The 21,834-nt window shown below is 65.0% G+C and carries 33 protein-coding genes and 2 tRNA genes; 2 read left to right on the forward strand and 33 right to left on the reverse strand.

What is annotated here, in order from left to right:
- Positions 1-81: 81 nt before the first annotated feature.
- The 4 genes from ACQUS8_RS08685 to ACQUS8_RS08700 all read right to left on the reverse strand — a co-directional run bounded on the left by ACQUS8_RS08685 (position 82) and on the right by ACQUS8_RS08700 (position 3,082).
- Positions 82-2,094: a hypothetical protein gene (locus ACQUS8_RS08685; protein WP_435099670.1), complete on the reverse strand. Its 2,013-nt coding sequence runs from the start codon at positions 2,092-2,094 to the stop codon at positions 82-84.
- A complete protein-coding gene (locus ACQUS8_RS08690; RefSeq protein ID WP_435099673.1) occupies positions 2,091-2,228 on the reverse strand; it encodes a hypothetical protein in 138 nt (45 codons plus the stop codon). Before ACQUS8_RS08690 ends, ACQUS8_RS08685 begins: the two co-directional genes overlap by 4 nt.
- Positions 2,225-2,488 (reverse strand): hypothetical protein, encoded by a 264-nt coding sequence (locus tag ACQUS8_RS08695; protein ID WP_435099676.1) that lies wholly within the window; start codon positions 2,486-2,488, stop codon positions 2,225-2,227. The genes ACQUS8_RS08690 and ACQUS8_RS08695 overlap by 4 nt, the downstream gene beginning before the upstream one ends.
- Positions 2,489-3,009: 521 nt before the next feature.
- Positions 3,010-3,082: transfer RNA gene (locus ACQUS8_RS08700), tRNA-Pro, on the reverse strand.
- A 79-nt stretch (positions 3,083-3,161) separates the two neighbouring features.
- On the opposite strand from ACQUS8_RS08700, the gene ACQUS8_RS08705 reads away from it, so the two are divergent.
- Entirely contained in the window at positions 3,162-4,025 is an 864-nt protein-coding gene (locus tag ACQUS8_RS08705) for a mechanosensitive ion channel family protein (RefSeq protein WP_435099679.1), read from the forward strand.
- On the opposite strand, the gene ACQUS8_RS08710 is transcribed toward ACQUS8_RS08705, so the two are convergent.
- The 29 genes from ACQUS8_RS08710 to ACQUS8_RS08850 form a co-directional block, all read right to left on the reverse strand.
- Positions 4,026-4,901, reverse strand: a complete 876-nt coding sequence (locus ACQUS8_RS08710) for an RNA-guided pseudouridylation complex pseudouridine synthase subunit Cbf5 (protein WP_435099682.1) — start codon at positions 4,899-4,901, stop codon at positions 4,026-4,028.
- Complete coding sequence (cmk, locus tag ACQUS8_RS08715; protein WP_435099685.1) at positions 4,901-5,479, reverse strand: (d)CMP kinase; 579 nt, start codon at positions 5,477-5,479, stop codon at positions 4,901-4,903. The genes ACQUS8_RS08710 and cmk overlap by 1 nt, the downstream gene beginning before the upstream one ends.
- 69 nt (positions 5,480-5,548) lie before the next feature.
- Positions 5,549-6,442, reverse strand: coding sequence for a DUF106 domain-containing protein (locus tag ACQUS8_RS08720; protein WP_435099688.1), 894 nt, complete (start codon positions 6,440-6,442; stop codon positions 5,549-5,551).
- Between the two features lie 37 nt (positions 6,443-6,479).
- A complete protein-coding gene (locus ACQUS8_RS08725; protein WP_435099690.1) occupies positions 6,480-7,115 on the reverse strand; it encodes an adenylate kinase in 636 nt (211 codons plus the stop codon).
- 135 nt (positions 7,116-7,250) lie between these two features.
- Positions 7,251-8,705, reverse strand: coding sequence for a preprotein translocase subunit SecY (gene secY, locus ACQUS8_RS08730; RefSeq protein ID WP_435099692.1), 1,455 nt, complete (start codon positions 8,703-8,705; stop codon positions 7,251-7,253).
- 3 nt (positions 8,706-8,708) lie between these two features.
- Entirely contained in the window at positions 8,709-9,197 is a 489-nt protein-coding gene (locus tag ACQUS8_RS08735) for an uL15m family ribosomal protein (protein WP_435099695.1), read from the reverse strand.
- Positions 9,198-9,199: 2 nt separating this feature from the next.
- The gene (rpmD, locus tag ACQUS8_RS08740) at positions 9,200-9,664 is read right to left on the reverse strand and encodes a 50S ribosomal protein L30 (RefSeq protein WP_435101018.1); all 465 of its coding nucleotides are present in this window, start codon (positions 9,662-9,664) and stop codon (positions 9,200-9,202) included.
- Positions 9,664-10,302 carry a 30S ribosomal protein S5 gene (locus ACQUS8_RS08745; protein WP_435099698.1) on the reverse strand — a complete coding sequence of 213 codons (639 nt, stop codon included), beginning with the start codon at positions 10,300-10,302 and terminating at the stop codon, positions 9,664-9,666. The genes rpmD and ACQUS8_RS08745 overlap by 1 nt, the downstream gene beginning before the upstream one ends.
- Before the next feature lie 3 nt (positions 10,303-10,305).
- Positions 10,306-10,857: a 50S ribosomal protein L18 gene (locus tag ACQUS8_RS08750; RefSeq protein ID WP_435099701.1), complete on the reverse strand. Its 552-nt coding sequence runs from the start codon at positions 10,855-10,857 to the stop codon at positions 10,306-10,308.
- Complete coding sequence (locus tag ACQUS8_RS08755; RefSeq protein WP_435099704.1) at positions 10,857-11,306, reverse strand: 50S ribosomal protein L19e; 450 nt, start codon at positions 11,304-11,306, stop codon at positions 10,857-10,859. Before ACQUS8_RS08755 ends, ACQUS8_RS08750 begins: the two co-directional genes overlap by 1 nt.
- Positions 11,303-12,013, reverse strand: a complete 711-nt coding sequence (locus tag ACQUS8_RS08760; RefSeq protein WP_435099707.1) for a 50S ribosomal protein L32e — start codon at positions 12,011-12,013, stop codon at positions 11,303-11,305. Before ACQUS8_RS08760 ends, ACQUS8_RS08755 begins: the two co-directional genes overlap by 4 nt.
- Positions 12,014-12,016: 3 nt before the next feature.
- On the reverse strand, positions 12,017-12,553 hold the full coding sequence (locus ACQUS8_RS08765; RefSeq protein WP_435099710.1) for a 50S ribosomal protein L6: 537 nt from the start codon (positions 12,551-12,553) through the stop codon (positions 12,017-12,019).
- A 2-nt stretch (positions 12,554-12,555) separates the two neighbouring features.
- Positions 12,556-12,948, reverse strand: coding sequence for a 30S ribosomal protein S8 (locus ACQUS8_RS08770; protein ID WP_435099713.1), 393 nt, complete (start codon positions 12,946-12,948; stop codon positions 12,556-12,558).
- Between the two features lie 3 nt (positions 12,949-12,951).
- The gene (locus ACQUS8_RS08775; RefSeq protein ID WP_435099716.1) at positions 12,952-13,110 is read right to left on the reverse strand and encodes a 30S ribosomal protein S14; all 159 of its coding nucleotides are present in this window, start codon (positions 13,108-13,110) and stop codon (positions 12,952-12,954) included.
- The gene (locus tag ACQUS8_RS08780; RefSeq protein ID WP_435099719.1) at positions 13,107-13,625 is read right to left on the reverse strand and encodes a 50S ribosomal protein L5; all 519 of its coding nucleotides are present in this window, start codon (positions 13,623-13,625) and stop codon (positions 13,107-13,109) included. Before ACQUS8_RS08780 ends, ACQUS8_RS08775 begins: the two co-directional genes overlap by 4 nt.
- Positions 13,622-14,332 (reverse strand): 30S ribosomal protein S4e, encoded by a 711-nt coding sequence (locus tag ACQUS8_RS08785; RefSeq protein ID WP_435099722.1) that lies wholly within the window; start codon positions 14,330-14,332, stop codon positions 13,622-13,624. Before ACQUS8_RS08785 ends, ACQUS8_RS08780 begins: the two co-directional genes overlap by 4 nt.
- Positions 14,329-14,685, reverse strand: a complete 357-nt coding sequence (gene rplX / locus ACQUS8_RS08790) for a 50S ribosomal protein L24 (protein ID WP_435099725.1) — start codon at positions 14,683-14,685, stop codon at positions 14,329-14,331. Before rplX ends, ACQUS8_RS08785 begins: the two co-directional genes overlap by 4 nt.
- A gap of 4 nt (positions 14,686-14,689) precedes the next feature.
- On the reverse strand, positions 14,690-15,088 hold the full coding sequence (locus ACQUS8_RS08795) for a 50S ribosomal protein L14 (RefSeq protein ID WP_435099728.1): 399 nt from the start codon (positions 15,086-15,088) through the stop codon (positions 14,690-14,692).
- Positions 15,088-15,414, reverse strand: coding sequence for a 30S ribosomal protein S17 (locus ACQUS8_RS08800; protein ID WP_435099731.1), 327 nt, complete (start codon positions 15,412-15,414; stop codon positions 15,088-15,090). Before ACQUS8_RS08800 ends, ACQUS8_RS08795 begins: the two co-directional genes overlap by 1 nt.
- Positions 15,405-15,767, reverse strand: a complete 363-nt coding sequence (locus tag ACQUS8_RS08805; RefSeq protein ID WP_435099734.1) for a ribonuclease P protein component 1 — start codon at positions 15,765-15,767, stop codon at positions 15,405-15,407. The genes ACQUS8_RS08800 and ACQUS8_RS08805 overlap by 10 nt, the downstream gene beginning before the upstream one ends.
- Before the next feature lie 6 nt (positions 15,768-15,773).
- Positions 15,774-15,983: a 50S ribosomal protein L29 gene (gene rpmC, locus ACQUS8_RS08810; protein WP_435099737.1), complete on the reverse strand. Its 210-nt coding sequence runs from the start codon at positions 15,981-15,983 to the stop codon at positions 15,774-15,776.
- The gene (locus tag ACQUS8_RS08815) at positions 15,983-16,981 is read right to left on the reverse strand and encodes a 30S ribosomal protein S3 (protein WP_435099740.1); all 999 of its coding nucleotides are present in this window, start codon (positions 16,979-16,981) and stop codon (positions 15,983-15,985) included. The genes rpmC and ACQUS8_RS08815 overlap by 1 nt, the downstream gene beginning before the upstream one ends.
- A 1-nt stretch (position 16,982) precedes the next feature.
- Positions 16,983-17,441 (reverse strand): 50S ribosomal protein L22, encoded by a 459-nt coding sequence (locus ACQUS8_RS08820; RefSeq protein WP_435099743.1) that lies wholly within the window; start codon positions 17,439-17,441, stop codon positions 16,983-16,985.
- 3 nt (positions 17,442-17,444) lie between these two features.
- Positions 17,445-17,867: a 30S ribosomal protein S19 gene (locus tag ACQUS8_RS08825; RefSeq protein ID WP_435099746.1), complete on the reverse strand. Its 423-nt coding sequence runs from the start codon at positions 17,865-17,867 to the stop codon at positions 17,445-17,447.
- A 3-nt stretch (positions 17,868-17,870) separates the two neighbouring features.
- Complete coding sequence (locus ACQUS8_RS08830) at positions 17,871-18,587, reverse strand: 50S ribosomal protein L2 (protein WP_435099749.1); 717 nt, start codon at positions 18,585-18,587, stop codon at positions 17,871-17,873.
- Positions 18,588-18,589: 2 nt separating this feature from the next.
- On the reverse strand, positions 18,590-18,844 hold the full coding sequence (locus ACQUS8_RS08835) for a 50S ribosomal protein L23 (protein ID WP_435099752.1): 255 nt from the start codon (positions 18,842-18,844) through the stop codon (positions 18,590-18,592).
- Positions 18,841-19,593 (reverse strand): 50S ribosomal protein L4, encoded by a 753-nt coding sequence (gene rpl4p / locus ACQUS8_RS08840; protein ID WP_435099755.1) that lies wholly within the window; start codon positions 19,591-19,593, stop codon positions 18,841-18,843. Before rpl4p ends, ACQUS8_RS08835 begins: the two co-directional genes overlap by 4 nt.
- A gap of 3 nt (positions 19,594-19,596) precedes the next feature.
- The gene (locus tag ACQUS8_RS08845; RefSeq protein ID WP_435099758.1) at positions 19,597-20,610 is read right to left on the reverse strand and encodes a 50S ribosomal protein L3; all 1,014 of its coding nucleotides are present in this window, start codon (positions 20,608-20,610) and stop codon (positions 19,597-19,599) included.
- Between the two features lie 4 nt (positions 20,611-20,614).
- Entirely contained in the window at positions 20,615-21,466 is an 852-nt protein-coding gene (locus ACQUS8_RS08850; RefSeq protein WP_435099761.1) for a putative RNA uridine N3 methyltransferase, read from the reverse strand.
- A 213-nt stretch (positions 21,467-21,679) separates the two neighbouring features.
- Between ACQUS8_RS08850 and ACQUS8_RS08855 the strand changes: the two genes are divergently transcribed.
- Positions 21,680-21,750: transfer RNA gene (locus ACQUS8_RS08855), tRNA-Gly, on the forward strand.
- The last annotated feature ends 84 nt before the right edge of the window (positions 21,751-21,834 follow it).

The following is a 21,834-nucleotide window of genomic DNA, read 5'->3' on the forward strand; positions in this document are numbered from 1 at the left end:
TGAGAAAGAGGAGCGCTACGGCGGTTCAGAGACTGAGCGAAAGAAGAGCGCTGAATAGTGTTGCCACTACCTCGGAGCAGGTCAGTCGAGGACCGTGCTCGCGGAGAGTGCGTGTTCTGCCTCGCCGAGGTAGCGGAGTTCGCTTCCGACGACGCGGACGAGACGGCTGGTCTCGGTCTGGCGCTCGCCGTCGTCGTTGATCCAGCGGAGGTTCGCGTCTTCGAAGCGCTCGGGGTCGAGTCCGGCGCGGAGCCACGCCTTGTGGCCGGCGCGGAGGATGGCCGCGACCTCCTTGCGGCTGTAGCGTGTCGCGCCGAGGTCGATTTCGAGGTCGTCTTCGGCGGCGTCGCCGAACGAGACGCCGTAGCGGTTCATCCACTTCGCGAGTGCGGAGTCGGCCTCGAGATTCGCGGCGGACAGTTGGTTCGCGAGCTTCCGGCCGGTGTTCTTCACTGCCGAGCGCAGCGAGTCGACGGCCTGGTGGACGGACTTCTTCAGGTGGTTCGTGACGAACTGGAGGCGTCCGTTGTCGCTCTCGACGATGCCCTCGAGGCGTTCCAGGGCGCGCCAGAGGGTGCGGGTGGAGATGTTGGCGTCGTCGGCGACGTCCTCGTAGTGGCGGTCTTCGCCGCCGTCGGTGAGGGCGTGGAGGACGTCGAGTTCGCGGTTGCCCATCGTGTCGGGTGAGAAGACGCGGGTGACGAGGTGTTCCTGTTCGGCGCGGAGCTCGGGCGTCGGGTCGGGGTGGGTCGCGATGTTCCGGTCCTCGCCGCCGACTTTGAAGTAGTCGTCTTCGACGAAGATCCACGGATGCGGGCCGGTGGGCAGGTCGGACCAGTGGAGGATGTTGATGAGCGCCTCGTCGAGTTCGCGGTCGAGTTGGTCGCGGTCGCTCCAGGTAATCGAGCCGCCCGACTTCTTGCTGTCGAGGGAGACGCCGATCTTCGGGTGGTAGAGCGGGCTGTCCTCGTTGTCGTTGACGTTCCGCGGGTGGTAGTGCTTGAACTTCTTCCCGAGCCCGTGGCCGCTGATGAGCTTCCCGGCGGCGCGGTTGTCGACTTCGACGCGGTGGAGGTGGCCCTCGATGTCGGTGTCGTCGCGGTAGTAGACGAGTTTCTGGCCTTCGCGGCCGGCGAACTCCATAAGGCGCTTTAGCGAGCCTTCCCAGCCGACGACTTGCTGGCTCTTCTCTCTGTGAATGCGGACGTAGCGTTCGAACTGCGTGATGCGGCTCTCAGGATGCACGAGTTTCGGGGCGACGTAGCGGTGCATCCGGCCGCCGGTCTCGGTGTCGACGATCTCGTCGATGACGCGGTTCACGAGCCGCGGATAGGCGTCGAGTTCGAGGTTCGAGCCTTGGACGTCGACGCTCAGGCCGTGGAAGTCGTTCGGGGCGGGAATCGACTTTCCGGACTTCGACTGCATCCCGCTCCATGCGGGCGTGATGTGGAGGCTGGCCTTCTTCTCCTCGAGGCCGTTCTCGGCGCACACGGAGATGTAGAACTCGTAGGTGTGCTCGAAGTCCATGTTCTCGTGTGGCTCGATGTTCCCCTTCTGGTAGGTGAGGCCGGAGAGCCGCCACGTCTCGCCTTGGAACTGGAAGCGCGGGAGGTCGGGATGGTCGGCTGGGTTGAAGTCTTTCCCGAGCGGGAGTTCGTCGAGGCGGCCGTCGCCGAGCATCGCGCTCCGAATCGCGTAGAAGGCGCTGAATGGCTTCCGACCGGGGGTCGAACGATGCTGTCCGTAGTAGAAGTACGCCTGGAATTCGTGGGGCGCGGTCTGCTGGTAGGTCGTGGTCTGCTGTTCGTGGAGAAGTTTGTCCAGGTCGAAGCGACCCTCGCAGCGGTGCCGGCCGTCGTCGGCGCGGCGGTCGAAGGTTTCCTGGCAGAAGCGACAGCAGCGCCCGTCGATCTCCTCGAGGGACACCTCGTCGTCGGTGTCGTCCTCTTCGTCGACGTCGCGCTCGTGTTGGTCGCCGTCGAGGGCGCCGCCACGAAAGAGTGCGAGTGCGTCGTCTTCGTCGAGGTCGGCGGCGTCGGCGGGCTCATCGAAGTCGCCGAAGTCGTGCTGGTCGCGTCCGGGGCGGCGCGTCATGCCGATCCCTCCGTGAGGGTGGTGTTGCAGCTGTCACAGACGAGGATGGTCTGGCCGTCGCGGCGTTCGCGGCGGTGGCGTGCGTCCTTCCAGGTCGCGCAGTCGCACTCGGGCGCGTCCCGGTCGAAACTCACGCACCATCACCTCGTGAGGTTTCAGTTCGCACTTCCACTCCGTGTTCCTGGACGTGGTCTGCCCATTCGTCGACGACGTCTTCCTCGCCTGTGGCACAGAAATCACAGAGCGGACACGGCAACTGTGTCCATTTGACCTCGATATCCTCCGGGTCGGCTTCCTCTAACTCTCTCTTAATCAGCTCCAGCGCTTTCTCCTCCTCGCTCATCCCAAAGAGGAACCGGCGAATCCGGGAGGTCGACTGCTTGAGCAGGTTCATCGCGACTCCTCCGTGTCCGCAGATTTCTCAGTATCCGCATCGATTGGACGCGCGCACCGCTGTCGAATCTCGTCGGACGGGACATCCGAGAAGAATGCCCAAACCAGCAGAGCAGGCCACGACGACACGGTCACCCAGACTGCGCACCACAAACTTCGCTCGCGCGTGTCAGTCCACACAGCACGGATGACTCGCGAGAACCGTGCAGTACCGTCACTTTCCATCGCACTCACCTCCTGTGCGCATCTTTCGCCGCCCAAGAAGGTAGCCGAGCAAGAAGCAGGTCGAGAGCGTGCCGAGGTTGATGGTCACCTTCCAAGCGTCAGTTTCTGCCCAGGCCGTGAATCGTCCGACCTCCATCTCGCTGCGTTCCTCACCACGGACAGACTGACCGCTCACGCACCGACACCCCCGACTAACCGACTACTTGAAAGAGGGTGTTGCGTGCACTCCCGAGTATGGAGTAATTTGAGAAGTGGAGTGCTGAACCCGGAGGTGTCCGGATTCAGGAGTTTGAGAAGTGGGACCGTTGAGATTTGAACTCAAGTCCGACGGACCCCATCCGCCGAGGATACCAAGCTACCCCACGGCCCCGCACTCGGGAAGACGTGGGTGCCGGCATTAAGGCCTTCGTTTCGTCGACGTGACCATCACATATTTTCCGCCCAGACAGATGATGTATGAAACAACAACGATGGCGTTCCTCGACCAACTCGCGCAGTGGTACGTCTCGCTCCCGTCGTGGCTCACGTTCGTCCTCGTCGCCGCGCTGGTCCTCACCGCCGGCCACTTGGTTGGCCGGCCGCTGTACACCGCGCTCCTCCGCCACCAGGGTTACAGCGAAGTGATGCGTGACAGCCTCGAGGACGCCTATACGACGCTTCTCGTCGTCGTTTCGCTCCTCGTCGCACTCACCGTCGCGCACGTCGGGCCGATGCCAACCGCGGCGTCCGCCGTCCTCGCCGCCGCTACGCTCTCCGCCGGTATCGGCGCGCGCGAAATCATCCGCAACCTCGTTAGTGGCTTCTTCATTCTGAACAACGAGGACATCGACATCGGCTCGTGGATCGAGTGGGACGACAACGCCGCCGTCGTCCGGGCCATCTCCTTTCGCGTCACCAAACTCGAGACCTTCGACAGCGAGACTGTCCTCGTCCCGAACTCGAACCTCACCGACGACGTCGTCGTCAACCCGATGTCCAACGGCGCGCTCCGCGAACACTGCACGGTCGGCATCGGCTACGAGGACGACATCGAGCGGGCACGCGAAATCCTCCTCGACGTCGCGAACAGCCACCCGAACGTCACCGACGACCCCGCCCCGTCCGTCGTCGTGACCGAACTCGGGCCGTCCGCCGTCGGCCTCGACGTCCGCTTCTACGTCGAGAACCCGACGCACGCGCGCGCCATCAGCGCCCAGTCGGACATCACCGAAGCCGTCAAGCGGCGCTTCCAAGAGGAGGATATTACGATGCCGTGCCCGATTCGCACACTCCAGGGTAGCATCGACGTCTCAACTGTCGACGCCCAGAACTAGTCAGACGAGGACGCGTTCGAGCGAGACGACTTCCCCGTGCGCCGCGTCCGGGTCGCCGACCAACCGGCCGAGGCAGACGACCGCGCCGTTCGGCGTGTAGCACGCCACCAGCGACCCCTCATCCACTTCCTCGGCGTCGATGACGCCTGGTGCGAACACCGGTGCGCCCTCCGCGACCTCGCGGGCCGCCGACGGCGCAATCGTCACCGACGGCAGATGCGTCAGCGCACGCTCCGCCGGAGCGACGACCTCCCGGAGCCAATCGTCCTCCGCGCGCTCGCGCCAGCGCGCAAGCGCGTCCGAGAGGTCCTGCAAGTACGCGAGATCGCCGTCGTCGAAGGGGCCGGTCTCCGTCCGTCGCAGATGCCCCATGTGCGCGCCCGTCCCGAGCGCCAGCCCGAGGTCGTGACAGAGCTTCCGGACGTACGTGCCGCTCTCGCAGCGGATCCGCAGGAGGAGCTGGCGGCGGTCGTCACTCACCTCCAGCGCCTCCAGTTCGTACACCTCGCGAACCCGGAGGCGCCGCGCCACCGCACTCTTGCGTGGGGGCTTCTGGTAGAGGCGCCCCTCGAACTCCGAGAGCACCGCCTCGTAGTCCGTCGGCGCTCGCGCGTGGAGTTCGAGGACCGCGACGTACTCCTTCGCTCCCTCCAAGAGCGCCGGCGCGAGTCGCGTCGCCGCCCCCGTGAGGATCGGGAGACATCCCGTCACCTTCGGGTCGAGCGTCCCCGCGTGTGCAGCCTTCTCGACGCCCATCATATCCCGTACCCACGCCGACACCTGATGGGCCGACGGGCCCGGCGGCTTGTCGAGGTTCACTACCCCGAACGAGCAGAGTGATTCGACGTCCCGTTCGGACGGTGCGTCCCGGAGCATCAAAACTCGTAGCGGACGTTCTCGACCGGCGTCTCACCCTCGTCTCGTTCGGGGTCGTACGCCTCCACGGCGTCGAGGACGAGGCGCGGCACCGCCGCCTCACCCCAGCGTGCCGTGTTCACTGCGAGGTCGTAGATGGAGCGGTCGTCGAAGTCGATGCCGTAATACTCCTCATAGCGCTGTTTCTCCGAGCGCTCGCGCTCGGCCGTCTCCCGGCGCGCGACATCGACCGGTTTCTCCTCGCGCTCCGCGATGCGTTCGGCGCGCACGTCCAGCGGGGCGTCCAGCCAGAACTTCAAGTCCGCGTACTCGCCAGCCATCCATCCCGCGAGCCGCGACTCCAAGACGAGGTCGTCGCGCTCGCGCGCCGTCTCGCGCAGCTGGGCGTCCAAGTCCCGATCCACGCTCTCGTCCTCCTCCGCGAGCTCGTTGAACTCCGCGAGGGTGTAGCCGCGCTCGTCCGCGAGCGCGCGGAAGATGTCGCCACCGCTCACGTGCTCGTAGCCGAGTTCAGTCGCGAGAAAGGCCGCGACCGTACTCTTGCCGCTCCCCGGCGGCCCGGAGATGGTTATCAACATATGCGAACCACGACGGGAGCGGAAAAGACGTTTTTGGGACGCGTCGCCGCGTGCGACGGTGTTACATCCTCAGGTTGGGGTCGTCTGGATGCCCAGGCCCTTGCGGACGACCTGGCTGAACCCCATCGAGCAGAGGAAGTACCAGACGATCCACGCCGGCAGGAAGCCGGCGATGCGGTCGAGTAGGTGGATATCGCCGACGAGCGGCATGACGAAGGACGCCTCCGCGCCCGTGACCATGCCGTTCAGGAGCTTCCAGTACATCCAGAGGAAGACCGGAATCGTCAGGAGCATGATCCAGACCATCGGGCGGAACTGCATCTTGAACATGCCGAGCTGGTCGCCCATGGCCTCCATCTGCTCCTTCTGGATGCGCTCTAAGGCCTCCTCGTCGCCGCGCTCCTTCGCGGCCTTCTGGCGCTCCTGAATCTCCTGCATCCGCTCCTGATAGACCGACATCTTCTCGAAGTCCATCAGGTTCGCCTGGATGATGGAGGTGTAGAAGCCCGTGAACGTCGCCAGCACCATGATGACGACGAAGAACGGGAGGACGGCGTCGAGCGGGCCGAGCACCACGTCGACGACGCCGCCGACTACCCGTCGAATCGGGTGGTAGTAGTAGCCTGCCATCATCGCGATGGAGACGACGCCGGCGAGTTTGTCGTACGTCGTCCACGAGGACTCGTCGTCGTCCACGTCGACGTCCGCCGTCGACACCGGCTCCTCGTCCTCGCCAGAGAGACCGTCGCGGACCGCCTCCGCATCCTCGACCCGGAACCCGTCGCCGGACTCCACGAGGACGCCCTTCTCGATGAGGCGCCCCCACTGGCCGCTCGTCAACTCGCCCTTGACGTCGCGCCACTCGACCGTCTCCCCCTCGTGTTCGAGGAGCGCGGCGATGGCGTCGCGCATCTCGGGGTCCTCCGAGACGAGCTCGCGTACCTTCTCCGCAGTCCGTGCCATGTACTACGTACCTCCGGTGGGGGCATTCATCAACCTTTTACTCCGCCTGCGCGTCGACGGCGTCCTTCACGTCCGCCCAGACCTCGTCGGGGGACTGCTCGCCGTCGATCTGCACGAACTCGTCGGTACCGCGGTAGTGCTCGATGACGTCCTCGGTGTTCTCCTCGTAGGTCTTCAAGCGCTCGCGGACCGTCTCCTCCGTGTCGTCGTCGCGCTGCACGAGCTCCGAACCGCACTCGTCGCAGACGCCTTCCTCCTCGGGCGGGTTGAAGTCAACGTGATAGCTTGCCCCACACTCCGGGCAGACGCGACGGCCCGTGAGGCGGCGAACGAGCTCCTCTTCGTCCACGTCGAGGTAGAGGACGACGTCGAGATCCGTCGCGTCCTCCAAGTACTCGACCTGGCTCTCGTTGCGCGGGTAGCCGTCAAGGACGAAGCCGTCCGCGTCCTCTAACGCCGCCGCGACGATTTCATTCACCAGCGGGTCCGGAACGAGCTCGCCCGCGTCCATGTATTCGGCGGGCGTCCCGTACTCCGTCTCCATCTGCTTGTTCGCGCGGAGCGCGTCACCGGTCGTGATGTGCTCGATGTCGTACTCCTCACAGAGCCGCTTCGACTGCGTCCCCTTCCCAGCGCCCGGTGCGCCGAGAATGAGAATGCGCGGGTCGCTCATAGCAAGGCGTTCACTCTCCCGGGATAAATGTCTGCGGAAACGCGCTCGTGCAGAGTCACCAAGACACCCCGGGGCGTCGCTCGACGACGCGGTCGCTACACGGCGAAGAAAGCGAAAAAAGACAGAACGCGCCGATTAGTTGCCGAACATCTGGCGCATCATCGGGTGCATCTCCATGAGTTGCTCCTCGGCGATCTCCTCGTACAGCTTGTACGTGATGGAGATCGTGAGCAGCAGCCCCGTACCGGAGACGCCGCCGATGGTGCCCAGCATGTTCGCGAGGACCGCGAGGAAGCCGACGAGCGCGCCGCCGATCACGGTGACCTGCGGGATGTAGCGCTCCATCACCTTCTCGATGACCCCGACGTTCTGCCGGAAGCCGGGGATCTGCATCCCCGAGTTCTGGATCTGCTTCGCGGTCGCCTCCGGGCCCATGTCCGCGGTCTCCACCCAGAAGATCGCGAAGATGCCACCGCCGATGACCATGAAGGTCAGGTCGATGGCGACCCGGAGCAGGACCTGCCACGGCTCGGCGCCGATGCCGGACACCCACCACATCCAGTCGGACGGACTGTGGATGGGGGCGAGATAGTAGAACAGGCCACCGGTCACCTGCATCTCGCTCGTGTACTGGCCGAGCCACGCGGGCATCCCGGGGCCGAGCCAGCTCTTGAGGATTCGCCCCAAGAACTGGATGTTCGCCTGCAGGGCGCGCACCAAGATCATCGGCAGGACGCTCGCGTAGATGAGCTTCACCGGGAAGCGACCGCGAGCACCCTTCACCCGAGCGTGGCTGAGCGGGATCTCGACGCGGACCGACTCCGCGTACACGACGACCGCGTAGATGAGGATCGTCGTAATAATCGGGAGCAGGCCGACCGTCGAGTTGAACAGCACGGTGCTGAACGTGACGTTCTCGATGTTCCCGAGCAGGACGTTAATCCAGAACGGGAAGACACCCATGCTGCCCGTGCCGCCGCCCCAGTAGAGCAGCCCACCGACGAGGCTCTGTGAGACCCCCGCAACGATGAACAGCCCGATACCGGAGCCGACGCCCCACTTGGAGACGACCTCGTCCATGTAGAGGATGAGGACGCCACCGACGAAGATCTGGAGGAAGATCAGCCACTTCACTCCAGTCGTGCCGATGCCGAGTGAGGCCGCGAGAGCGTCACTAGCCGGCAGGAAGCCGCCGAGGAACACCATCGGGAGGCCCGTCAGGCAAATCATCACGAGCACCAGGAACTTCTGGAGCCCCTGATAGATGGCCTGATCGCGTGGGTCGTTGGTGTCCAATCCGAGCAGGTTTGCCCCGCCGAGCAACTGGAGGACGATACTCGCCGTGACGATGGGGCCGATACCCAACTGGAGCACCGTCCCCTGACCGCCGGCGAGCAGACTACGGAACTGTCCGAACAGGTCGGACGCCCCCGCACCGAGCCCCCAGAGCGAGACGTTCGTCAGGAAGAAGTACACCACCAGGATGGAGCCCGTCCACGCCAGCTTGCGCTTAAAGGGCACGTGGCCCTCCGGCCGTTCGACGGTAGGCATCCGGGTGAGGTACGGCTCGGCAGCTTCCTTCCAGCCCATGGTTTAGTCCTCGCTCTCTTCGGTTTCGTCGTCTTCGCTCGCGAGCTCCTCGCCGCGCTCGGTGAGGACGGCTTCGCCACCCTCGGCCTCGATGAGGTCGACGGCGGACTCGCTGAAGGCGTCAGCGACGACTTCGAGCTGGTTGTAGACCTGACCGGATCCGAGGACCTTCACGGCATCGACCTCGTGACCGTCCTCGACGACGTCGCGGACGTCCACACGGTAGCCGTTCTCAGTCTCCTCGGCGACACCGTCGGCGACGTGGAGCGCGATGTCCTCGTCGAGTTCGCGGACGGTAATCTCGGCGACGTCGATCTTCGCCTTCTCCGGGCGCTTGAACCCGCTTTTGCCGATCGGTTCGTAGTTGTGGAACTCGTGCTTGTCGCGGCCGGCGCGTCCGCGCCCGCCACGGTGACCGGCACCGCGCCGGTTCTTGTGCGTCCCACCGCCGTGCGTCCGAGATCCGCGCTGGCGTCGTTTCTTGCTCGTCATGGTTATCGCATCCTCTCGAGGAGCTCGTCGATCTGCTCGGTCGTCTGCTTACCGAGCTGTCCACCCTGCGACTGCGGCTTCTTGATGCCCTGATGGCCGCCACGGGGCGGATGCAGGCGCAGCACCGGCGAGACGCCCTCCTCGCGGAGCGTCGTCTCCTCGTTGTACACTGCGCGGGCGAGGTCGTCGACGTCGTCGTAGTCGGTGTTCTCGGCGACCCACTCGTCGTCGATGTCGGCGTCGCCCTCGAGGGGTTCGGCGCGCTTCGCGACAAGCGTCTTCACCGTCTCGAGCGACGGCTCGCCGTACGCGACGTAGTCGTTCACCTTCGCGATCATCCCGCTGTACGCGTCCGTTTCGGGGACGAAGGTCGCGTGGTTGACGCGGTGGAGGTTGAGCATCGAGAGCGTGTCCTGCACGGTCTCACGCATGTCGACCTCACCGCGGAGCTGAACGATTGCCTGCATCATTCGATCACCTCACGCTTCTCGCGCGTGCGCTCGGGAACGCGCGCTTCCGCCGTGTTCTGGAGCGCGTTGAACGTCGCCTTCGCGAAGTTCACCGTCGTCCGGGTCTTCCCTGCGGACTTCGTCCAGACGTCCTCGATACCGGCGAGCTCAAGAACGTGTCGGACGGTCTCCCCACCCGCGAGGCCGAGACCGCGCGGTGCGGGAATCAGGTCGACGGAGACGCTCCCCGCCTTCCCAGTCGTCTTCAGTGCGACCGTGTGCGGACGCCCACAGCCACACTCCCACGACCCACAGCCGCGGGAGACGTCGATGATGTTCAGTTTCGCGACTTCGATGGCCTTCTGGATGGCGCCACCGACCTGGTCGTCACGACCCTCGGCGTACCCGACGAATCCGTCGCGGTTGCCGACGGCGACGACACACCGGAACTTCACCCGGCGGCCGGAGTCCGTCATCCGCTGGACCATGTTGATGTCCAGTACCTCATCGTCGAGCCCCGGAAGGAGGTTGTCGACGATTTCGGGCTCCTTCAGCGGGAGACCGGAGTTCAGCGCCGCCGACATCGACTCGATCTCGCCGTCCTGGACGAGTCGACCGAGTCGGGTCTGGGGCTGCCAACTGTCGTTGTAGCTCATTCGTTAGTCCTCCTGAATGGATTCGAGCACGTCGTCGAAGTGCTCGGGGAGTTCGGTTGCGTCGAAGTCACCGCTGTAGAGCGGCTCATCGAGCTGTTCTGCGTAGTCCGCGATGTGCTCGCCGCGCGTGCGCGACCAGTCCGCGAAGACGGACTCGTTGTGCGGAACGTCGAGGCCGGCGTCGATGACGCCTTCCTGGATGGCGAACACCTTCGACCCTTGGGTCGCGGTGTTCAACCCGATGTCCAGCACGGCCTCGTCGAGACCAACATCGCGGGCTCGAACGCCCGCGAGGTAGCCGGTCAGGTAGGCCGAGGGGAGGTTCCCCGTGGGCGCTTCCCAGCCGTACTCTTCGAGGTCGGTCGCCTGTGCACTCGCGAGCGTCTCGTCGCCGTTAGGACCGGTCGCGACCAGCTGTGCCGTGACATTGTTGTTACTCTTTCGAGCGACAAGTCGGGGCTTGCCCGACTTGAGGAGGCGCAACCTCTGATGGTAGTCCGTCCGGACCTCGCGGCGGCGGCGCATCGGAACCTTGTATCGTGGTCCGCTAGCCATTATTGCTCACCGTATTGGTCTTCGATGTAGTTGTGCATCCGGCGAACGCTGTCGAACTCGCCACCCTTCGCCATGTTGTAGAGTTCACGGTACTGGGCGGGCGTGAGTTCGCCGCTGTCTCGGAGCTCACGGAGCTCCTGACGCTGTGCGCGGATGCTGTTCTTCCACTCGTCCTTCTTGTTCTGGCGGGCACCCGCCTTGCCGCGGCGCTTGCCCGGCCCCTTGCGGTGGCCGTACGCGCGCTTCGCGTCCCGTTCCCGGGCACGGCCGCGCGAGTTGCCCTGCTTGTTCTCGGCCCGAATCGTGCCCTGCTGGACGAGGTCGCGGATGTCTTCACGCGTGATGGCGTCCGCGATCTCCTCCTGGGCGTCCGGGTCGAACCAGACGCGGTTCTGCCCGACGTCGAGGACGTCGGCCGCAAGTCGCTTCTGTGCGCTCAGGTCAGTCATTCTTCGACCTCCACTTCGACGTAGGTCGGGTTGAGGACGCGGATGCCTGCTTCCTCAGCCTGCTCCTCGATGGTCTCGCGCTTGCGCGCACCGACCTTCGAGGCGATGCGGACCGCTTCGGTGTCCGGGTCGACACCTTCGAGGTCGTCCGCGTTGTGGACGCGGACCTCCTCGAAGCCGCTCGGGTGCTTGCCCCGGACGGCCTTCGGCGTACGGAAACCGGCTTCGACCTTCGGGCCCTTGCCCTTGACGCCCCGTCGCTGCTTCGACAGGCCGCCGCGGGGCTTGCGCCACGAGGTCGGCGTCCGCTTCTTCTTGTGGTAGTCCTGGCGGTTGAACTGCGGCTTGCCTTCACGGCGGCGCTTGGCGAGGAGGCGTTCTGCCTCCTCATCAAGCTCCGGCGTCTTGTCGGCGTGGCCGCGCGGACGGAGTTCCGTCTCGACTTCTTCCGCCTCTTCCTCGGCCTCCTCGGCCTCGGGCGCTTCCTCTTCGAGTTCGGCCTCGGTCTCCTCGGAGACCTCGAGACCGCCGACGTCGGCCTTGATACGGGCCGCGAGCGCATTCCCGATGCCGGAGACGTCTGCGAGGTCGCTCTGGCTCGCCGCCTTCACGTCCTCGACAGTCTCGTAGCCGGCCTCGCTGAGCGCCTCGGCCTTGCTCGGGCCGACGCCACTGATGTCTTCGAGTTCCTGGGGTTCGTCTGCCATCTATCAGGCACCTCCCTTCGTGGGCTTCTCGACGATGTAGACGCCGTCCTGGAACACGCGCGTGTCCTTGTCGGTGACACGGGTCAGCTGTTCGATGTCGGCGGCGGTCTGCCCGACGGACTCGATGTCGGAGCCCGAGAGGGTCAGCTCTTCGCCGTCGACCTGAACGTCCGTGTCGCCGCGGATCTGCGCGCGCCGGGGCGCCTTCTCACCGAGGAAGTTCTCGATGACCACTTCGTCACCTTCCACGTTGACCTGCATGGGGAAGTGAGAGTAGTGGACTTGCATCCGGTACTCCCAGCCCTCGGTCACGCCGTGGAACATGTTCTCGACGTGGCTCTCGAACGTCCCGACCGTCGCGTTCGTCTTGGCGTCCTCGTTCTCCGATTCGATGACGACGGCGCCGTCCTCGACGGACACGCGTACGTCCGGGTACCAGAGCCGACGCGTGACGGAGCCCTGCGGCCCCTCAACGGTCAGCTCCAGGTGGTCGACTTCCGCGTCGACGTCTTCCGGGATTTCGAGTTCTATTCGCGTCATTGTTAGTAGACGTAGGCGATGACCTGGCCACCGATGCCCTCTTCGCGGGCCTCGTAGTGGCTCATGATGCCATGGCTGGTCGTCACGATGAGCGTCCCGTAGTCACGAGCGGGGAGGAATTCCTTCTCCCACTGCTCGAAGTCTTCAACGCCCGCCGAATAGCGGGGCTTCACGGGGCCGCACTCGTTAATGGCACCCTTTAGTTCGACCTCGAACTTGCCACCTTTGCCGTCTTCGACGAACTCGAAGCCGTCGATGTACCCGCGGTCGTAGAAGACCTCGAGGACGGACCCGATGGTGTTGGAGGCGGTCGATACCGTGTGGGTGAGATGCCCGACGCTCTCGGCGTTATCGATGCCGGAGAGGGCGTCGGAGAGCGGGTCTTTCCCTGTCATGGTTTAGCTGTACTTCTTGAAGCCCATCGGTCGGGCGATTTCTCGGAAGCACTGGCGGCACAGCCACACGTCGTACTTACCGACGAGGCCCTGATTACGGCCACAGCGTCGGCACTCGTGGGTCTGGCCAGTTTCTTCGTGCTCTTGCTCTGCTTCGCTCATTGCGTGACCTCCACGTCGAAGTTCGCCTCGAGGAACGCAACGGCGTCCTCAGCATCGAGGCGGTGGTTCGCGGGAATCTGCTGGCTCCGCTTGTCGCGCTTGGCGACGCGGTAGCCGGGGCGGACGAGGTTGACCGTGACGTCCAGCCCGAAGATCCCGATGCTCGGGTCGTACTCCTGGCTCGGGAAGTCGGTGTGCTCCTCGATGCCGAAGCTCACGTTCCCGGTCTGGTCGAACTGCGCGCGGTCGAGGGAGACTGCGTCGAAAGCCCGCTCGAGGAAGTCCTCGGCGGTCTCGTGACGGAGCGTGACCTTCGCACCGATGGGGTCACCCTCGCGGATCCCGAATTCGGGTTCCGTCCGCTTCGCCGTCGTGCGGACGGACTCCTGTCCGGTAATCTCCTCGAGGATGGCCTCCGCGTTCTGGAGTTCGCGGCCACCCTGGCCGACGCCCATGTGGACGACGACCTTCTCGATGGTGGGCTCGCGCATCTCGTGGAATTCGGCCTCGCTCATTCTTCCTCACCCTCCTCGTCGCCGACGAACTGCTCGTCGATGACGAACACGTAGCTTTCGACGGTCTCGAAGGAGCCGTCGTCGGTCTCGACTTCGACCGTGTTGTCTGCGCTACCGGGGGAGACGGTAATGTCCGTCACTTCGCCGACTTCGCCGGCGTGCTGGCCGGAAACTGCGGTGACGAGCGCACCTTCCTCGTAGGGGAAGTGCGCGAGCACGTCGTCAGACTCGAGATCGACGACGATGCTGTCGTTACCGCTGTACTCGTCCTCCTCGACGACGATGTTGTGGCCGTTGTGCAGGTTCAGCTGCACGTCGCCACCGGAGACGAGCGTCTTGTCGACGACCTTCGCGAGCTTGCCGTCCGCGTCAGCGGCCGGAATCTCGGTCAGGGCGAGACGCCCACCCTCGTCGGGGAAGACGCGGTAGTACTCTTCGCGCTCGGGGAAGCCCAGAATGTCGAACATCCCGATGGGAAGCGTCACGTCGCGGACGGTGTCGCCGTTGACGAGGACGCTGTCGTTGTGGGCAGCGTACTTCGCTTCCTTCGTGGTGTCGACGTATTCGAGGACGTCCCGGAGCACGACGACGAGCGGGACGCCGGCCTCGCCGTGCGGGCCGGCACCAGCCTTCGCCGTGAACGTGGCGGTCTTCCGCTCGACCGGCCACGACTTCGGAACGGAGAGTCGTTTCTGGTGGTTGCTCATTCGTTGTCACCCTCCAGTCGGGTCTCGCGCACGTCGTCGGAGAGGTCGAGTTCGGTGACGCGGAGGTTCGAGGCGTCGAGCGCCCGGGGAACCTCCTCGCCGTCCGCAGCCTCGACGGTGACGCCGTCGACGTAGACGGCGGCATCCTTGAGGTCGACGTCGGTGACTTCGCCTTCTTCGCCGGCGTCGTCGCCGCGCATGACCTCGACCGTGTCGCCCGCGTTCACGCGAACGCGGCGCTGGTCGTACTCATCACGGAGATCCTCCGCGAGGTGGGCACGAACCTGCTTCTGCCGCTTGTGCAGCGGTGCGTTCTCCGTGCGGGTGCGCTGTTTGCGTGGTTGCTCACTCATGGTTCTATACGATCATCGTCGCGGTGCTTGCAATGCTGCCGTACCGCTCCGCGACCTCCCGCGTGATGGGACCCTTGATTTCGGTCCCGCGAGGCTCGCCGAGGTCATCGATGATGACTGCGGCGTTGTCCTCGAACTTCACGCGCGTGCCGTCGGGGCGCCGAATGGGCTTGCGCTGTCGAACGATGACAGCCTCAAGCACCTGACGGCGCATCTCGGGCGTCCCTTTGGTCACGGAAACCGTGACCTTGTCGCCGACACCCGCCTTTGGGTGTCGGTTGTGCGTCCCCTGGTAACCGGAGACGGACGTGATCTTGAGCTCGCGCGCGCCAGTATTGTCGGCGCACGTGATGAGGGAACCCTTCTCGAGTCCGGGCGTGATGTCTGCCTTAATGGCCTCCATCAGTTCTCACCCTCCGTGAGCTCGACGACCACGTGGGATTTGGTCTTCGAGAGCGGTCGTGTCTCTGCTATGCGGACCGTGTCGCCTTCTGCGATGTCGAAGCATTCCGGCGCGTGTGCCGGAACCCGGGAACGCCGCTTCATGTAGCGGTCGTATTTCGGGACGAATACGTCGTATTCGCGTTCGACGACAACGGTCTTTTCCATGGCCGTAGAAGCGACTTCGCCTTCGATGACCTGTCCGCGGATGGACAGACTCCCGTGGAACGGGCAGTCATCGTCGGCGCAAGTGCCGTCGGGCTCGGGTACGTTCAATCCTATCGCCATTGTGATTCGACTCCGTTTTCGGAGCGTAATGCGGGTCGTGAGAGCAGTGTATCGCCATCCACCGTAACGTAGGCCACGTCCTCGCCCGAAGTGCCGCCGCACGTTTCGGGTTCGGACGCGGTCCCGGCCACCTTGCGGTCGGCCGCGGCTTCATCTACCAGTCGGAACTCGAACGTTCTTCCCGCTTTCGGAACGCGCTTGGTACCCGAGACAGTCTCAACCACGATCGTGTTCGTCGTCTCAGAGACGACGGTACCTTCTATACCGACCTGTGAAGGGTCGGTCGACTCGACGACCCGCACGTGCAGGCCGACGAGTTCGTGTCGCGGTAGTGTCTCGGGTGTCAGCGCCATTCCGAATTACTCCTCGAGGTCGCCCTCTTCGTTCTGAATTGTCTTGATGCGCGCGATGGTACGGCGCAGTTCGCCGATACGCCCGGGGTTCTCGGGCGCCCCGCCGGCCGCCTTCACGGCCTTCTCGTTGAGCAGTTCGGTCTCGAGCTCTTCGAGCTCGGCCTCACGCTCGGCGGGCGTCATGTCGCGGATTTCCTGGGTGTGGAGAATCGCCATTATTCCTCACCCTCCTCTTCGGATTCCTCGGACTCCTCCATCTCTTCGAGGAGTGCGTCGGCCTCCTCTTCGATGTCGGCCTCGACTTCGTCGAACTCGTCGGTGTCGACGACTTCCTCCTCGAGTTCGTCGAGGGCTTCCTCGACGGCCTCCTCGGACTCCGGCGGCGAGGTGGAGCTCGCGCCCTCCTCCGCGTGCCGGTCGGGGCGTGCGCCCGCTTCGAGGTCCTCTTCGAGGATTTCCTCTTCCGCCTCGTCGTCGGCGGCCTCGGTGAGGGCGTCCTCACCGGGCGCTTCGCCTTCGGGGCCGCCGAGTTCGGTCTCCTCGGGTTCGCCCTCAAGGAGTTCCTCGACACCTTCGCCTTCGAGTTCCTCCTCTTCGACGATGAGGTCCTCGATGTCGGCGTCCTCGTCGATTTCGAAGTCGTCGGGGAGCTCGGCTCCCGGCGGGATGATCTTGACGTTCACGCCGATGGTGCCGAGCTTCATGACCGCGACACCCTGGCCGTGGTCGACGATCTCCTCGGCGGGCTCGCCGTTGTGCTTGATGTAGCCGCGGTTGAACTTCTCGACGCGGCCGCGGTTGCCGGTAACCTTCCCGCTGAGGACGATCTCGGCGCCGAGGGCGCCCGCGTCCATGATGCGGTCGATGGTCGTGTGACCGGCCTTGCGGAAGTACCAGCCGCGTTCGAGTGCGTTCGCGAGTCGGTCCGCGACGATCTGTGCGTTCAGGTCGGGCTCCTCGACTTCCTGGACGTCGATCTGCGGGTCGTCCAGGTCGAAGTGCTCCTCGAGCTGCGTCGTGATCTTCCGGATGTTCTTCCCGCCCTTCCCGATGACCATCCCGGGCTTCTCGGCCTTGAGGACGATCTGGGTTCCCATCGGCGTGTGAGCGACGTCCATGCCGCCGTAGCCGGCGCGGGCGAGTTCTTCCGAGAAGAACTCGTCGATCTGGGAGCGCTGAAGCCCCTCCTCGATGAATTCGAGTTCGTCTGCCATGTTATTCTGCCTCCTCGATGATGAGTTCGACGTCCACCTGTGGGGTGTTCCACGCGGTCGCACGGCCCATCGCACGGGGCTTGCGGCCCTGAACCTCGCCGACCTTGTGGGCGGCGACGTGTTTGATGACCATGCTTTCGGGCTCGAAGCCCTGCTGTTCGGCGTTGTTCGAGACGTTCGTCAGGAGCTTCTGGAAGTCCTTCGTCGCCTTCTCCGGGTAGCGACCGGCGTCCCAACCCTGCAGGTCCGAGCGGTGTCCGACGCCCGTGTTGTGCTGCTTGAACGGAACCGACTTCTCCTCGTTGAGAACCGCTTCGAGGTACTCCTCGGCGTCCGCGACCGTCTCGCCCTTGATTTCGCGGGCGATGGCCTTGCTGTGCTTCAGGCTGATCGGCCGCTCGCGGAGCATACCCTTGGCGGTGGTCTCCGGATCGGCGTCGACGCTGTAACTGATTCCCATGGTTTACTTGAGCGGCACGAACTTCGAGGAGCGGGTCGCGCCGATACCCGCCTGCCCGTGTTCGACCGAGCTACGCGTCAGCTCGAACTCGCCGAGGTAGTGGCCGATCATCTCCGGCTGGACCTCAACGCGCCCGAACTCCTGGCCGTCGTAAACCGCGAAGGTCAGGCCGACGAACTCGGGGAGGACCGGCATGTCACGCAGGTGCGTGCGAATCGGGTTGTTGGCGGTCTCCTCGGCGGTTCGCTCGCGCGCCTTCTCAAGGACCTTCTGGTGTTCCTCGGAGAGTCCACGGGTGATGGTTCGCCGCTGTCGAGCGGGAAGCAGTTCGGCGACTTCCTCCAGGTCCATTTCCTGGAGTTCGTCAAGGTCGTAGCCACGATAGGTGAACTCACCTTCGCGGCCGGTTCGGTATTCCGTACTCATGGGTTATTTGTTACCGCGGCCGGTGCGGCGGGAACCGATGTCCCCGACCTTGCGGCCTGGCGGCGCGTTCTTCGAGACACTCTTCGGGCGACCGGGGTGCTGGCGGCCACCGCCACCGAACGGGTGGTCGACGGCGTTCATCGCGACACCACGGACGCGCGGCCACTTCGTGCCACGCGCCTTCATCTTGTGGTGCTTGTTGCCGGCCTTCACGAAGGGTTTCTCGGTGCGGCCGCCACCGGCGACGACGCCGATGGTGGCACGGCAGTCCGGCGAGAGGCGCTTGACCTCACCGCTCGGGAGCTGCACGACGGCGGCGTCACGCTCGTGCGTGATGAGGTCCGCGTTGACGCCGGAGGCACGCGCGAACACGCCACCGTCGCCGGGCTGACGCTCGACGTTGCTGACGGGAATCCCCTCGGGGATTTCCGCGAGCGGGAGCGTGTTCCCGGCTTCGACGGACGCCGAGATGCCGACCTCGAGCGTGTCGCCGACGCCAACGCCCTCGGCGGCGAGGACGAGGCGCTGGTCGCCGTCGTCGAACTCGACGCGTGCGACAGGCGCACTCCGGGCAGGGTCGTGCTCGATGTCAACGACCTCGCCGGAGAGCACGTCGCCCTCTGGCTTCTTGTGCGACAGTTCTGCCTTGTATCGGTGCGAGGGCGCGCGGAACGTCGAAGTACCGCGGCCACGTCGCTGACCCTGAATTCTGCGTCCCATTTTCAGAACACCCCGATGCGGGAGGCGACGTCCTGCGCGTCGTCCTCCTCGGAGAGCTTGACGATGGCCTTTTTCGTGCCGTCCATCGTCACCTGCGTGTTCACGGACTCGACGGTGACGTCGTACTGCTCGGAGACTTCCTCCTTGACGTCCGTCTTCGTCGCGTCGATGTCGACGATGAACTGGAGCTTGTTGCCGAAGTCCATGTCGTTCATGGCCTTCTCCGTGACGAGCGGGTACTCGATGATGCCGCTCATCGCTCGGCCACCTCCTCGACGGCACTCTCGGTCCAGACTGTGAGTCGACCGGCGTGCGTGCCGGGCGCGAGGTCCTCAGCGTTCACCTCGGCGGCGGTCGCGACGTCGACGCCCGCGAGGTTGCGGGCAGCCTTCGACGGACCGGTCTCGCTGGAGGTGACGAAGAGGACGGACTTAGGCTCGCGGTACTTACGACCGCGGAGCTTACCCTGGCCCGCACGAACGGTGCGACCCTCGTCCGCGCGCTCGACGTCGTCGTGCGCGCCGACGGCCTCGAGGAAGGAGACGACCTCCTTCGTCTTCACGAGGTCCTCGAACTCGTCATCAACGACGATCGGGAGCTCGGTGTCCTCGTCGAACTCGTGGCCGCGCTCGGCGACGAGTTCGGCGTCGGCGGTCGCCGCGATGGCGGACCGGATAGCCTTCTTGCGCTCCTTCTTGTTGACCGTCTGTCCCTGGTCTTTCTCTGCTTTCGGCGGGTGCGCCTTCCGACCGCCCACAGTCTGGGGCACGCGGGCGCCACGTCCGTTCGTTCGGGGGACGTGGGCCATGCCGCGGCCGCTACCCATGGATTCGGCGGGGGTGCGCAGACCCGCGTACTCGTCAGCGCCGTACTTCTGTTTTCGGTTGGCCTGCGCGGCGAGGACCGCCCGACGAATGAGGTCGGGGCGGTACTCCGTCTCGAAGACCTCGGGGAGGTCTACGGAGCCGGAGTCGTCGCCGTCGAGGCCACGGACTGTTGCCTGCATGATTTAGCCCTGATTCGACGCGGTGCTCACGTAGCGCACCTCGGGGTCGAGGCGCGGCGATTCGTTCGGGCGGATGGCCGGTCGGAAGCGCAGGAGGCGCTTCTCGGGGCCGGGGAGCGAGCCCTTGATGAGGGCGTACGAGCCGGAGACTTCACCGTAGTTCGGGAAGCCGCCCTCGGCGTTGACGTCCTCGCCCTCGCCGAAGTCGACGAGGCGCTTGTTGAGCTCGGTGCGCTGGTGGTAGCCAGTCTGACCCTGCTGGGGAACGGTCGAGCGAACGCGGCTCGGGTTCCACGGACCGAGGTTGCCGATGCGGCGAACCCAGCCCTGGCGCTTGTGCTTACCCTTGCGCTTCTGGACGCCCCATCGCTTGACGGGGCCCTGCGTGCCCTTCCCCTTGGTGACGCCGGAGGCGTCGAGGAATTCGCCGGCACGGAAGACGTCGCCGAACTCGTGCTCGCCGCCCTCTTTGAGGAGGTCGAGCGCGAATTCGGCGCGGTCGGCGAGCGAGCCGCCGCCGACGCGCGTCTCCATCACGTCGGGCTTCTTCTTCGGGACGCCGTTGAGGCCCGCGGGAACGGTGTGGGTGACGACACGGAGGTCGTCGACCTCACCGTTCTCCACGAGGTCCTGGAGGGCGTCGTAGCCGCCGCGCGCCTCGTCAGTGGGCACGTCGAGGGTCCGGTCGAGGTCCGCGTCGAGGTCCTCGGCCCAGACTTCCGTGACGGGCTTGAGCCCGTACGGGGTGTCCTCGTACGCACGCACTGCTGCGGCGCGCATCGGGGGTGTTTCGACGACAGTGACGGGGACGGACTGCTCCATGCCCTCGGTGGGGGAGTTGGACTTGTCGTCCACCATCACGACGTGAGTCATGCCTGCCTTGTACCCGGCGAAACCCTGGAGTCCAGGCTGGCCATCGTCATCGGGCCAGCTGTTGAAGCGCGGGACTTCGGTCGTCGCGCGCTTTCGGGGTCCGAACCCCAGAGAGCCTTTGCGTGGTCGGTTTGGTTGTGGCATCGTATCACTCCGTGAGCGTCAGGCACGCGAGGGAGGCGAACATCGCTTCTTCAGTTCGCACGACCTCGCTACCCTGGTTCGGGATGGTGTTGAGCCAGACGTCGAACCCCCCGGGAGCGCCGGTGGATTGGTCGGGGTCGAACTCGCTGACCGCCTCGGCGTCGACGCCGAGTATGGGCGGAAGCCCACGCCCGGGCGAGCCGAAGGCGACGGTCAGTCCGTCGTCGTGGACGCGCTGGGTGAGTCGTTCGAGCCCCGACGTGCCGACTGGCACGCCGAAGCGCGAGGTGGCGACCCGGAACCCGGCGTCCGGACGGTCGAGTTCGTCCCCAATGGGCCGGGTGAAGACCTGGAAGCCCGGTGGGGCTTCGTCTATGATCTTCGCCCGGACCGGTCGTCGCGAAGATATCCTGATGGTCACGCGCTCCCCCTCCGAAACCTCCATATCGCCGGGGAGGTGGAGGGAGACCGGGTGTTGCATTCCGCAATTGACCCGAACGCGCCCTTCAGGTCCGACCTGGGTCACGATCCCTTCTCGATGCGACCCCGAACCGCTCGATTCGGAGCCGGTCCATGACGAGAGGCGGAGCGGGGGCAGCACGCCCACGTACTCCAGTTCGTCGCGAGTGTCGAAGGCCTCCTTTCGGAGGTACGGTGGCGTTGCGGCGTACCGCAACACCGTTTCGACGAACCCGCCGCCCCATCGCCGCTCGCCGTCGGGGTCTGGAAAGACCACGAGGCGGTCGGCCCGGAAGACCGCGGCCGCGCGGGCCACGTAGCCGAGCTTGCGAGTCGCCTCGCGTTTGTCCTCGGCTTCCCGGACGACGGACGACGGCACGAGTACGGTGCGTGTCATGCCTTAGTCGCGTCCACGTCTCGTCACGAGACTGTAGATGTTCTACCGACGGCGCGGTAAAAAGGGTGTTGTTTCGTTCGTGGCCCCGTGAAGCCGTATCACGGCCGTCTCGCCGGCGTCGGCGTGGTACATTCACCCGTGGAACTGCCCGACAGCTCGATGTCGCTTCGAAAGTCTTTTTTATACCCGGGTACTTCGATAGAATGCAGACGCGCACTAGTAGTGTAGTGGTATCACGTGACCTTGCCATGGTCACAACCGGGGTTCAAATCCCCGCTAGTGCACTTCCATCCTTCCGTTCACTGCTCCTCTGGAGTGACGGCTTCATCACTCTGCTCTCTGACTTTTGACAGGTAGCGTCGCTTTCT

Origin of the sequence: Halarchaeum sp. P4, assembly GCF_051195175.1 — an archaeon.
In the GTDB taxonomy this organism is placed as follows: domain Archaea; phylum Halobacteriota; class Halobacteria; order Halobacteriales; family Halobacteriaceae; genus Halarchaeum.

Coding starts and splice junctions, on each gene's coding strand:
- ACQUS8_RS08685 (WP_435099670.1), bottom strand. CDS start 2,094: ATGACGCGCCGCCCCGGACGCGACCAGCACGACTTCGGCGACTTCGAT.
- ACQUS8_RS08695 (WP_435099676.1), bottom strand. CDS start 2,488: ATGAACCTGCTCAAGCAGTCGACCTCCCGGATTCGCCGGTTCCTCTTT.
- ACQUS8_RS08705 (WP_435099679.1), top strand. CDS start 3,162: ATGATGTATGAAACAACAACGATGGCGTTCCTCGACCAACTCGCGCAG.
- ACQUS8_RS08710 (WP_435099682.1), bottom strand. CDS start 4,901: ATGCTCCGGGACGCACCGTCCGAACGGGACGTCGAATCACTCTGCTCG.
- cmk (WP_435099685.1), bottom strand. CDS start 5,479: ATGTTGATAACCATCTCCGGGCCGCCGGGGAGCGGCAAGAGTACGGTC.
- ACQUS8_RS08720 (WP_435099688.1), bottom strand. CDS start 6,442: ATGGCACGGACTGCGGAGAAGGTACGCGAGCTCGTCTCGGAGGACCCC.
- ACQUS8_RS08725 (WP_435099690.1), bottom strand. CDS start 7,115: ATGAGCGACCCGCGCATTCTCATTCTCGGCGCACCGGGCGCTGGGAAG.
- secY (WP_435099692.1), bottom strand. CDS start 8,705: ATGGGCTGGAAGGAAGCTGCCGAGCCGTACCTCACCCGGATGCCTACC.
- ACQUS8_RS08735 (WP_435099695.1), bottom strand. CDS start 9,197: ATGACGAGCAAGAAACGACGCCAGCGCGGATCTCGGACGCACGGCGGT.
- rpmD (WP_435101018.1), bottom strand. CDS start 9,664: ATGCAGGCAATCGTTCAGCTCCGCGGTGAGGTCGACATGCGTGAGACC.
- ACQUS8_RS08745 (WP_435099698.1), bottom strand. CDS start 10,302: ATGAGCTACAACGACAGTTGGCAGCCCCAGACCCGACTCGGTCGACTC.
- ACQUS8_RS08750 (WP_435099701.1), bottom strand. CDS start 10,857: ATGGCTAGCGGACCACGATACAAGGTTCCGATGCGCCGCCGCCGCGAG.
- ACQUS8_RS08755 (WP_435099704.1), bottom strand. CDS start 11,306: ATGACTGACCTGAGCGCACAGAAGCGACTTGCGGCCGACGTCCTCGAC.
- ACQUS8_RS08760 (WP_435099707.1), bottom strand. CDS start 12,013: ATGGCAGACGAACCCCAGGAACTCGAAGACATCAGTGGCGTCGGCCCG.
- ACQUS8_RS08765 (WP_435099710.1), bottom strand. CDS start 12,553: ATGACGCGAATAGAACTCGAAATCCCGGAAGACGTCGACGCGGAAGTC.
- ACQUS8_RS08770 (WP_435099713.1), bottom strand. CDS start 12,948: ATGACAGGGAAAGACCCGCTCTCCGACGCCCTCTCCGGCATCGATAAC.
- ACQUS8_RS08775 (WP_435099716.1), bottom strand. CDS start 13,110: ATGAGCGAAGCAGAGCAAGAGCACGAAGAAACTGGCCAGACCCACGAG.
- ACQUS8_RS08780 (WP_435099719.1), bottom strand. CDS start 13,625: ATGAGCGAGGCCGAATTCCACGAGATGCGCGAGCCCACCATCGAGAAG.
- ACQUS8_RS08785 (WP_435099722.1), bottom strand. CDS start 14,332: ATGAGCAACCACCAGAAACGACTCTCCGTTCCGAAGTCGTGGCCGGTC.
- rplX (WP_435099725.1), bottom strand. CDS start 14,685: ATGAGTGAGCAACCACGCAAACAGCGCACCCGCACGGAGAACGCACCG.
- ACQUS8_RS08795 (WP_435099728.1), bottom strand. CDS start 15,088: ATGGAGGCCATTAAGGCAGACATCACGCCCGGACTCGAGAAGGGTTCC.
- ACQUS8_RS08800 (WP_435099731.1), bottom strand. CDS start 15,414: ATGGCGATAGGATTGAACGTACCCGAGCCCGACGGCACTTGCGCCGAC.
- ACQUS8_RS08805 (WP_435099734.1), bottom strand. CDS start 15,767: ATGGCGCTGACACCCGAGACACTACCGCGACACGAACTCGTCGGCCTG.
- rpmC (WP_435099737.1), bottom strand. CDS start 15,983: ATGGCGATTCTCCACACCCAGGAAATCCGCGACATGACGCCCGCCGAG.
- ACQUS8_RS08815 (WP_435099740.1), bottom strand. CDS start 16,981: ATGGCAGACGAACTCGAATTCATCGAGGAGGGGCTTCAGCGCTCCCAG.
- ACQUS8_RS08820 (WP_435099743.1), bottom strand. CDS start 17,441: ATGGGAATCAGTTACAGCGTCGACGCCGATCCGGAGACCACCGCCAAG.
- ACQUS8_RS08825 (WP_435099746.1), bottom strand. CDS start 17,867: ATGAGTACGGAATACCGAACCGGCCGCGAAGGTGAGTTCACCTATCGT.
- ACQUS8_RS08830 (WP_435099749.1), bottom strand. CDS start 18,587: ATGGGACGCAGAATTCAGGGTCAGCGACGTGGCCGCGGTACTTCGACG.
- ACQUS8_RS08835 (WP_435099752.1), bottom strand. CDS start 18,844: ATGAGCGGCATCATCGAGTACCCGCTCGTCACGGAGAAGGCCATGAAC.
- rpl4p (WP_435099755.1), bottom strand. CDS start 19,593: ATGCAGGCAACAGTCCGTGGCCTCGACGGCGACGACTCCGGCTCCGTA.
- ACQUS8_RS08845 (WP_435099758.1), bottom strand. CDS start 20,610: ATGCCACAACCAAACCGACCACGCAAAGGCTCTCTGGGGTTCGGACCC.
- ACQUS8_RS08850 (WP_435099761.1), bottom strand. CDS start 21,466: ATGACACGCACCGTACTCGTGCCGTCGTCCGTCGTCCGGGAAGCCGAG.